The sequence below is a fragment of the Pseudomonas sp. P4_C1 genome (assembly GCF_056402155.1).
In genome coordinates, this window is the sequence record NZ_JBFUHY010000116.1 from 1 (window position 1) to 9980 (window position 9980).

The following is a 9980-nucleotide window of genomic DNA, read 5'->3' on the forward strand; positions in this document are numbered from 1 at the left end:
GTTTTAGTGGTAGTACCAAGTCAACCAACCTTTCTAAACAGCCGTCGTCCATAGTCGGCAAACCAGACACTGCCGGAGTTAAAGGCATGGTTATTCCTCACTGCTTTATTTATACGTCCAGCCACCAGGATATTAAGTCGTCACTGACAGGGTTAACGGTAAAAACATTGGAGCCTGGCTTCATTCGCTGTCATGTAGTGGACACTACGAACATCACTATTGAATATCGGGTGGTAACACCGGATATAGGGGGAATCATGAATATCACCGTACAAACGACGGCGCAGTAACGCGAGGCAAGAGGCTTAAGCCTCTTGCTTTAAGCAGACCAGGAAAAATCTCATGAAATTTCAAACAACAAAAAAGGGCCCACCTTTCGGTGAGCCCTTCCAGACCGCCCAGCAGAGCGGATTTTGTTTGGTGGGCAGTCGCTCAGAGTGGAAGCGTTGGTCGCCGATTCCCCATTTATCTGGCCGTCGAAATGCCACTTGCGGCTGTCATAACTCCAGAGTAGCTTTGCACGCTGATCAGTTCTCAATGGGATGGTCTTAGGATGGAAATCATCATAACCACGCTGCTGATTGGCTTTTCTTTGGGGGCAGTCTGGATTTTTGCGTTATTCGTTGGACTATGTGTCCAAGTCAAGCAGTGGTGTCATGATTGGATCAACGACACCCCTTCGTCGGTCGAACCGAACATAGTTCTTGAAAAAGTGCAGGTGTTCGTTGGTGCGAGCAGTTTTGACCGATTCACCTGCGTCATGGTCATCCTGAATGCCTTGGTGCTCTGGCCTTTTTCCCTTGTCCTGGCAGTTCCGGCAATCAGAGCCTTTCGCCAGCGGGAGCGGCTCAGGATTGAAAAATCACTGGAATGTCAAAGCGAACCAATGCGTCTCTCGCCGGACACGTCGACGCCTCTCGTGACAGCTATCAATAGTCGCTCAGCCTCGAACGTTTGATTATGCAAGTGCAGAGTAACTCCGCCACCTCCCCCGCGGCACTGATAGCCCTGCTGGAGACAGCAATGGCAAAAGAATCAGGCTGATTACTAGCGCATGCCACACACACTTTGAAGCGCCTTCAAGGCTACTTGTTCGGCAATGATCCCGGCCCGGATATCGAAAACAGTTGATTCAGAAGCTGCAGAGAGTTCGACGGCTCCTGCATCGCCCAGGCCGGCGGGGCTGGTGGAACTGGGCACGTCCCCACCAACGGCACGACAACTTCCCGCGATGCGCAGCCTGCTAGCAGAGTCAGCAGCAGCGCTGCGCAGCTTTTCATTTTCGGCGAGGCCGTCGATTTTCTCCTTTGGGGCTTTCTGGTCGAGATTGGCAAGCGCCTGTTCGGCAGCTTGCTGTTGCTCGATTGCTTGGCGGGCCTGCGCTGCACCTGCGTTTGCGATCTTCACGAGGTCTGCCTGCCGGCTGGCCGCGTTGGACACGATGATTTTCCCGTAGCTGTTGGCCTGCCACTGCCTGGCGCCACGCGGTCTTTCACGCCCGGGTTTGTCGAGTCGACCACCACTGTGAAGCCAGCCTTCTTGAGTAACGAGAGATCCGATTCACTAGCATTCTTGCTGCTGGTGTTCTGGCCACTGGCGTCGGGATATACCGCAACACTGTGCCCGGGGAACCGCGCTTGAATTTTCTCAATCATCTCCGGGGTGTCGCGGACAGTGTGAAACTCATCCAGAGCCAGCGGCAGGCCGTCGCGCACGACGTAAACCACGGCCGCCATCTTCATCACATTGAAGTCCATGCCGATGTGCAGGGCTTCGTCAGGCTTGATGCGCTCACTGGTTCGACACTCGACGCGGTTGAAGGTGTAGTAGACGACGCCCGAGCAGTTCTCGAAGCCAGCCTCGTACTCCTGCCAAAACGTCCTCGGGCCCATCTTGCGACGGGCCGCTTCCAGTTCTTCAGCGGGTACGTTTCCTCCCTGCAGCGACGTGTACTGCCAGCTCTTGTGATCTGGCTCGCCGCCAGGCTTGCCATCCAGGTACGTGCATAGCAGTGATTGAAGCCCTTCGGCGTCCCAATACGCAATGCATGGCCGCCCTTGAGCAACCCCACACCAGGAGTCGTGTACTGGCAGGTGGAGGGCATCGGGCGCGAGTGGGGGGGGGGGTTACAAATCGCAGACAACAAAAAAGGGCCCACCTTTCGGTGAGCCCTTCCAGACCGCCCAGCAGAGCGGATTTTGTTTGGTAGGCGCGATTGGACTCGAACCAACGACCCCCACCATGTCAAGGTGGTGCTCTAACCAACTGAGCTACGTGCCTGCTGTGAGGCGGCATTCTACGGAATTCCGGAGGGGTGTCAACACCTTTTTTCGCGCTAACCCTATGAATATGCAAAATATTTAATTTTGTCGGTACGAAGAAGATTTTCCGGGTGGCTGGCGGGCGATTTTCAACTCGGGTAGGATCAATGCATTCGTAAAATATATTAAACAGAGGCTGCCGGATGGCTAACACTCCCTACCCCGAGTCCTATTACGCAGCATCGGCCAATGCGGCTCCGCCGCGCCCGGCGTTGCAGGATGACGTCGAGACCGATGTCTGTGTGATTGGCGCCGGTTATACGGGGCTGTCCTCTGCCCTGTTTCTGCTGGAGAGCGGCTTCAAGGTCACGGTGCTCGAAGCCGCCAGGGTGGGGTTCGGGGCGTCCGGGCGTAATGGTGGGCAGATCGTTAACAGCTATAGCCGCGATATCGATGTCATCGAGCGCACGGTCGGTCCCAAGCAGGCCCAGTTGCTGGGGCAGATGGCGTTCGAGGGTGGGCGAATCATTCGTGAGCGGGTCGCCAGGTACAACATCCAGTGCGACTTGAAGGACGGCGGTGTGTTCGCCGCAATGACCGCCAGGCAGATGGGGCATCTCGAGTCCCAGAAGCGCCTGTGGGAGCGATTCGGCCATACCCAGCTCGAGCTGATGGATCAACGTCGCATTCGCGAGGTGGTTGCCTGCGATCAGTATGTCGGCGGGATGCTCGACATGAGTGGCGGCCACATCCATCCGCTCAACCTGGCGCTGGGTGAAGCGACGGCGGTCGAGTCCCTGGGCGGGACGATTTATGAGCAGTCGCCGGCGGTGCGCATTGTGCGCGGCGCCAACCCTGTTGTGCACACGCCGCAGGGCAAGGTCCGGGCCAAATTCATCATCGTCGCCGGTAACGCTTATCTGGGCAATCTGGTGCCGGAGCTGGCCGCCAAGTCGATGCCTTGCGGCACTCAAGTGATTACCACCGAGCCACTGGGCGAAGAACTGGCGAAGACCCTGCTACCTCAGGATTACTGCGTCGAAGACTGCAACTACTTGCTCGACTACTACCGCCTCAGCGGCGACAAACGCCTGATTTTCGGTGGCGGCGTGGTGTACGGCGCGCGGGATCCGGCGAACATCGAAGCGATCATTCGACCGAAGATGCTCAAGGCATTCCCGCAACTCAAGGACGTGAAAATCGATTACGCGTGGACGGGCAACTTCTTGCTGACCTTGTCGCGCCTGCCCCAGGTCGGACGCTTGGGCGGCAACATCTACTACTCCCAGGGCTGCAGCGGCCATGGCGTGACCTACACGCACCTGGCGGGCAAGGTACTGGCCGAAGCGCTGCGCGGCCAGGCCGAGCGTTTCGACGCCTTTGCCGACTTGCCCCACTACCCGTTCCCCGGCGGACAAATGCTGCGTACGCCGTTCGCGGCATTGGGCGCCTGGTATTACGGATTGCGCGACAGGTTCGGCTACTAAGCGACACGCAATACACTGTAGGAGCGAGCCTGCTCGCGATATCGGTCTAGCAGCCAACGAATATGTTGGATGTTACGACCTCATCGCGAGCAAGCTCGCTCCCACAGGTTTTTGGGGTTAGAGACGATCTCGTGGGATACCGCTGCGAATCCGCAGAATGTCCGCCAGCACCGCCAGCGCGATCTCTGCCGGCGTCTTGCTGCCCAGGTTCAAGCCGATGGGCGCATGAATCCGCGCCAACTCGACATCCCCCAGCCCACCAATACGCCGCAAGCGCTCGAAGCGCTTTTGCGAGGTCTGCATGGAGCCCATCACGCCGATGTAAAACGCCTCGGTGCGAACAGCCTCCATCATCGCCAGATCATCGATACGCGGATCGTGGGTCAACGCCACCACAGCCGTGTCGCTGTGACAGCCGCCATCGGCGATGAACAGCGACGGCAGTTGGCGACGAATCTCCACGTTTTCCAGCACGACGCCTTCGAGCACTTCGTCCCGCGGATCACACAGAATCACCTCGAAACCCAGACCCACGGCAAACTCTGCACAGGCCTGAGCCACACTGGAATATCCGGCCAGCAGCAAACGCTGGGCCGCGCCGACGCGCRCACGCACCCGGTCGATTTCACGCTCGATACGCACACCCTGCTCACGATCATCGAACAGACTGCGCGCACCGCTCTGCAGATCGACTTCGCGGATCAACCGACGCCGGCCCAACAGTGCCGACTCCAGCTCGCGCAGATGCGCTTGCACCTCGCAATCGGCGTCAAGCTTCTCGACCAGCACGTCCAGCACCCCGCCACACGGCAGGCTGACGCGCGAGCGTGGGTCGTCGCCTTCGCCGTAACGGACAACGCTGACCGGGTCCAGAAACGCGCCCTCGGCGACTCGTTCGAGAAAGTCTTCCTCGACACAGCCACCGGACAGCGAGCCAATCCATTGCCCATCAGTGTTCACCGCCAGCAGCGAACCCGGTGCACGCGGTGCCGAGCCGTAAGTGGCCAGCACCGTACACAGCCAGATGCGCTGACCGTCCGCCGACCACTCCAGCGCCCGGCGCACCACTTGCAGATCGAGATGCTGCATATCAGTGGGCCTTGTGCTCGAGCGGCGGCGCATCGGCCCGCAACTTCTGCACGTCGTTCACCGCCAGATCATTCGGCTGACCGCCCCACCCCTGACGCAGGTAGTTCAGCAGATCCGTGAGTTGCTCGTCGCTCAACTTCCCGGCGAACCCTGGCATCGGTTGCATGTGCTCGAAACCGGAGAACTTCTGTTCACCGATACCGTCGTCGATCACCCGCACCAGGTTGCGCGGATCTTCCAGGCGCAGCGTGGTGTTGCCGCGCATGGCCACGGCGATGTGCGGCTTGCCCTCACCGCCCGGCGCATGACAACCGGCACAGACATTCAAATATTCCTGACGGCCACGCTGGGCGCTTGGGCTCAGCTTGTCGAAAGACACTTCGGTGAGCACCTTCGCCGCAGGCGGCTGATCGCCGAGCAGGAAAGTCGCCATCGCCGCCAGATCCGGATCGCTGAGGCCCTGGGTGCTGTTGTGGAACACCGGGAACATCTCGTTGAACATCGTGCCCTGGGCGCTCATGCCGTGCTTGAGGAACGAGCTCAGGTCCTGATGATTCCAGCCACGGGCCGCCAGGTCAGTGGCCAGCAGACTCGGCGCCAGATAACCATTGAGAATGCCGCCGGTCATGCGCTTGTCCTGCTGCATCGCGCCCGGCAAGCCGCGTGGGGTGTGGCACTCGCCACAGTGACCCAGCACGTCGACCATGTACTGGCCGCGCTTCCAGGCTTCGCTCTTGCCTTCAGCCGGCTCCAGCTTCACGTCCTTGCCGTACATCATGTTCCAGCCCATCAGGCCCAGGCGCACGTTGAACGGGAAGCTCAGGCTGGTGACCGGTGCGGCGCGCTCGATCGGTTCGACGGTTTTCAGGTAGGCATGAATCGCGTCGGAATCTGCTCGCGGCATCAGGTGATACGAGGTGTAGGGCATCGCCGGATACAGGTTCGCGCCATCCCGGCGCTTGCCTTCGGTCAGCGCGGCAAAGAACTCGTCATCGTTGTACAGGCCGATGCCGTGCTCTTTGCTCGGGGTGATGTTGGTGCCGTAGATCGTGCCGAACGGCGACACGATCGGCAGACCGCCCGCATAGGGCGCGCCACCCGGTGCGGTATGGCACGCCATGCAGTCGGCGGCGCGGGCGAGGTACTCGCCTTGCTTGACCTGCGCATCATCGGCGTGAGCCGCCACCACAGGCGCAGCCAGACCAACCGCCAACGCCAGGCGGCTAAGTAGAAGCTTCATGCTTAACCCTCCTTGACCAGGCCGAGATCGGTCAGCACGTTGCGGGTGGCGCTGTAGTAGCGCACGTACCCGGTGCAACGGCAGATGTGATGACCGAGGCTGTCCTCGATGACTTTTTCCAGCTGGCTTTTGACGATCGGCTGACGCTGCAGCTTTTCCACCAGCACGGTCGCGGCATTGACGAAGCCCGGCGCGCAGTAGCTGCACTGGAAGGCAAATTCATCAACAAAGCGCTGCTGGATCGGGTTCAGCTCGGTGACCTTGCCCTGCTCGTCGCGGGTCGCATGGCCTTCGATGGTCCGTACTTTCTTGCCTTCGAAATAGTGTGCGCCGGTGATGCAGGTGCGCACTTCCTCGCTGGTGCCGTCGGGGTTGTCGACGATCACCACACAGGCGTGGCAGATGCCCTGGCCGCAGCCCAGGCGCGAACCGGTGAGGTTCTTGTATTCGTGCAGGTAGTCGATCATCGGCAGGTCATCAGGGATGTCCACCGGGCCGACGGATTGACCGTTGAGGGTCAGTTGAAGCGGACGGTTAGCCATTGAGGGCCTCCTTGATGCGTGCAGAAGTAATAGGCAGGTCGCGGACACGTTTGCCGATGGCATGGGCCACGGCGTTACCGATGGCACCGACCACCGGGATCATCACCACCTCGGCGATGCCCTTGGACGGGTCGCTTGGCGACAATGGCGGCAGGATGTCCGCCGTCTGTTTCCACACCGCGACGTGACGCGCCATCGGCAGACGGTAACGGTTGAAGTTCCAGTCACCCTCCCCCGGCCCGCCTTCGTACAGCGGCATCTCTTCCATCAGCGCATGGCCGATGCCCATGGCGATCCCGCCTTCGAGCTGGCCCCTGACCAGTTCTTCCACCAGCACCCGACCGCACTCGACCCACGAGTGATGGTTGAGTACCGACACTTCGTTCGAACCCTTGTTGACCTTCACTTCCACCAGCGTCGCGACCGGGCTGTAGTAAGTCACCGCCGCGTTGTTCAGTTGGGTCGCCGGGTAGGCGATGCCCTGCCGATCCAGCAGATGGAAACCGGCGCTGTTCATCTGCACCTTCTTCGCCTTCGGTGCACCGTCGCCGTACTTCACGGCCAGGCCGTCGAGCGGCAAGCGCTCACGCACGCCGTCGATGCTGAACTCGGCCTCGGCCCAGCTCCAGCGGTTGAAACCATGCACGGTGGCACCGCTCACCAGGCCACGTTCGTGAACGCGCTTGGCCAGCATGGCGAATGGCAGTGGCTCCATACCGTTGGCGGTGAGCTTGCCGTCGACCCAATGGGCGTCTTCGCGGCGCACCACATAAGGGTTGGCCTGACCGCCATAAGGGCCTTGGCGCCAGATCTCCAGCGCCGCCGGCCACAGGCCGTGGTTGAACAGCACGCGCGCCGCTTCACGGGTGGCGTGGCTGAAGTAGTACGCCGAGTTGGTGGCCGACGAAGCCGAAGCGACCTTGCCGACCCAGCGTGGATTGCGCAGGAAATTGTCCTGCTCGGCCTGACTCATGATGTACGGGTTGCCGCCACTGATCAGCTGCAACTCTTTCCACTGGGTTTCGCCGGTCTTCACCTCGTGCGCCGGGATACCGAGGAAATCGGCCACGACCATGGCCTGGGAGGTGGACATGCCGGTGCCGATTTCGATACCGATGTGGCGCAGGCTGATGCGGCCTTCGGCAGTAAATTCAATGCTGGCCATTGGCGCTTCGGAACCGGTACCGAAGTCTTTCTGGCAAATGGCGAAACCGACGCCGTACCAGTTATCGGGGTCGGCGGCTTCGCGTTGTTTCTTGATCGCGTCGCGGTTTTTCCAGGTGTCGTGGACCGCCGCCTTGTCGAGAATCTCGTGCAGGCGCAAGGCACCGGCCGGGATCGCGCCCTGGGTGTTTTTCATGCCCGAGCGCAGTGCGTTCTTGCGGCGCAGCTCAATGGCATCGACACCGAGGCGACCGGCGATTTCGTCGACCATCATCTCGGTCGCAGCCATGCTCTGCAGGGTGCCGTAGCCGCGCATCGACCCGGCTTCAACGGCGCGGGAGTGATAGGCCGTAACCTGCAAATCGTTCTGCGGCATGTAGTAGATCGACTGGGCTGCCGTGGCGCCCACCGCAGCCACCGACGGGCTGTAGTTGATTCGCCCGCCACCGTCGACGCTCATTTCAGCGCGGAAAATCTTGAAGCTGTAGTCGTTCTTGTCCACCGCCAGTTGGTAGCGAATGTCGAACGGGTGGCGCTTGATGCCGCTCTGGAACTGCTCGTAGCGGTCGTTGGCCAGACGCACCGGCACACCGGCGCCGTACAACGCTGCCAACGCTGCGTAGTAGACGAAAATGTTGTGGTCTTTGGAGCCGTAACCGACGGTATAACCCGGGTGCATGTTCAGGTTGGCCAGGCCGAAACGCGACGGCGCGATCATCTTCGCGGTCTCGGTCGCGGTTTCCAGCGGGCACTGGGTGGCGACGACGAAATGCAAGGTCTTGGTGGCCGGGTCGTACCAGCCGTTGCCGTTGTCCGGCTCCAGCGCGGCCGGCTCGATCGACGGGGTCTTGTAGCGCTCGTCGAACACCAGCCAGTTGTCCGGCGGCGTGTCGATCTGTTGCTTCATGCGCTCGGCGTAGAACAACCCGCGCTCGGTCAGGTTGCCGTGCAGGTTCGGCTGGGCATTCCACACCGGACGGCGGTTTTTCAACATCGGGAACAGGATCGAATCCTTGAGGCTGGCGAACTCGTCTTCATCCGCCGAGGTCGTGCCGCCGACACGCACGTAGCGGAAGCTGCCGTAGGGATCGCCTTCGTAGAACGGTACCTGGGCACCGTAACGAATCGCCTTGTCATTGAATTTGAGTTGGTTCTTGGCCTGACGGAAACGCTCGAAGTCGTTCCAGATCAGGATCGCCACCGGGTGGCCGATGAACATCGGCACCTTGCCGGCCGGCAACAGCGGATCCGGGGCGTGCTCCTCAGGGAACACGATACCGTCCTTGACCAGGTCTTCGGCGGTGACGATGCGGTCGGGCTGCAACTCGGTACCGAGCCATGAAAGGTCCAGACCCGCGTAGGTGCGGTCCGCCTTGATGGTTTTGAGCAGCATGGCGTGGCCCTGCTGCTGCGGCCAGCCCGGCATGTCCTTGGCGCGGATGTCGCGGGCAAAGACCTTGCTGCCGCAGACCTTGGACAAGGCATCGTTACGGGCGCGCGCCTTGCCATTGTTGCCGAGCCACTGCTCGGACGGCACGGTCACGCTGTTTTCCATCAAGGCGGCCAGCGCCTGGCTGCTCAATGGCGCGAGCGTCACGCTCACACCCGCTACCAGCCCGCCCTGAAGGAACGAGCGCCGGGATATATCACGGTTGGACATGGATCATCCTCTGGGCGGTTATAGGGTCCGCCCTTCTGGTTATGTACTGGAAATCTCGAGTCTTGCAGAAGCCCTTTTCGACGATGCAAAAGGCTGTTGTTGACAGTGCAAAGCTGACCGAAAGGTTAAGTTTATAGGCTTATGGCCTTACGGAAAACCAAAAACTGACTGACAAATCAAAAAAACGCGACTACTCGACGCAGCACGTTAACTGTAGCCGTGAATCTCGGTAGCGCGAGGTCAGAGGCGCCGCTGAACGACGGCGTCGCAGCTCCAATCGGCCATTCATGCGAAGAGGCACGCAGAAAGGTCCGTCTGGAAAAAGGCGAGAGGAGAAAAACCTGAATTTCAGACACAAAAAACCCCGGTCTTTCGACCAGGGTCTTTGCTATCGACTCGAAGTAAACCAACGGCTTTCTTCGTAGCTCCAAGGCGTTCAGTGGGCCTCGGGGCAGATATGGCGCAGCGGACGGGACTCGAACCCGCGACCCCCGGCGTGACAGGCCGGTATTCTAACCGACTGAACTACCGCTGCGC

General features: G+C 60.4%; 9 protein-coding genes and 2 tRNA genes. 3 read left to right on the forward strand and 8 right to left on the reverse strand.

The window, feature by feature from the left end; genetic code table 11:
• Both AC1DU9_RS28695 and AC1DU9_RS28700 read left to right on the forward strand, forming a co-directional pair.
• The coding region (locus tag AC1DU9_RS28695; RefSeq protein WP_477811159.1) for a hypothetical protein at positions 1-290 on the forward strand (290 nt) is incomplete at its 5' end.
• A gap of 263 nt (positions 291-553) precedes the next feature.
• Positions 554-958 (forward strand): hypothetical protein, encoded by a 405-nt coding sequence (locus AC1DU9_RS28700; protein WP_477811160.1) that lies wholly within the window; start codon positions 554-556, stop codon positions 956-958.
• An 89-nt stretch (positions 959-1047) separates the two neighbouring features.
• Here the strand turns inward: AC1DU9_RS28700 and AC1DU9_RS28705 are convergent, their stop codons facing one another.
• The 3 genes from AC1DU9_RS28705 to AC1DU9_RS28715 form a co-directional block, all read right to left on the reverse strand.
• Positions 1048-1407, reverse strand: coding sequence for a lysis system i-spanin subunit Rz (locus tag AC1DU9_RS28705; RefSeq protein WP_477811161.1), 360 nt, complete (start codon positions 1405-1407; stop codon positions 1048-1050).
• Positions 1404-1892, reverse strand: a complete 489-nt coding sequence (locus tag AC1DU9_RS28710; protein WP_477811162.1) for a phage terminase large subunit family protein — start codon at positions 1890-1892, stop codon at positions 1404-1406. The genes AC1DU9_RS28705 and AC1DU9_RS28710 overlap by 4 nt, the downstream gene beginning before the upstream one ends.
• A gap of 311 nt (positions 1893-2203) precedes the next feature.
• Positions 2204-2280, reverse strand: a tRNA-Val gene (locus tag AC1DU9_RS28715).
• A 184-nt stretch (positions 2281-2464) separates the two neighbouring features.
• On the opposite strand from AC1DU9_RS28715, the gene AC1DU9_RS28720 reads away from it, so the two are divergent.
• A complete protein-coding gene (locus AC1DU9_RS28720; protein ID WP_223457105.1) occupies positions 2465-3748 on the forward strand; it encodes an NAD(P)/FAD-dependent oxidoreductase in 1284 nt (427 codons plus the stop codon).
• Between the two features lie 117 nt (positions 3749-3865).
• Here the strand turns inward: AC1DU9_RS28720 and AC1DU9_RS28725 are convergent, their stop codons facing one another.
• From AC1DU9_RS28725 to AC1DU9_RS28745, 5 genes are all read right to left on the reverse strand, one after another.
• A complete protein-coding gene (locus tag AC1DU9_RS28725; protein WP_477811163.1) occupies positions 3866-4837 on the reverse strand; it encodes an XdhC family protein in 972 nt (323 codons plus the stop codon).
• Between the two features lies 1 nt (position 4838).
• Positions 4839-6077 carry a c-type cytochrome gene (locus AC1DU9_RS28730; protein WP_477811164.1) on the reverse strand — a complete coding sequence of 413 codons (1239 nt, stop codon included), beginning with the start codon at positions 6075-6077 and terminating at the stop codon, positions 4839-4841.
• A 2-nt stretch (positions 6078-6079) separates the two neighbouring features.
• Positions 6080-6619 (reverse strand): (2Fe-2S)-binding protein, encoded by a 540-nt coding sequence (locus AC1DU9_RS28735; protein ID WP_007982256.1) that lies wholly within the window; start codon positions 6617-6619, stop codon positions 6080-6082.
• Positions 6612-9443 (reverse strand): xanthine dehydrogenase family protein molybdopterin-binding subunit, encoded by a 2832-nt coding sequence (locus AC1DU9_RS28740; RefSeq protein WP_477811165.1) that lies wholly within the window; start codon positions 9441-9443, stop codon positions 6612-6614. Before AC1DU9_RS28740 ends, AC1DU9_RS28735 begins: the two co-directional genes overlap by 8 nt.
• A gap of 458 nt (positions 9444-9901) precedes the next feature.
• Positions 9902-9978, reverse strand: a tRNA-Asp gene (locus AC1DU9_RS28745).
• Between the last annotated feature and the right edge of the window lie 2 nt (positions 9979-9980).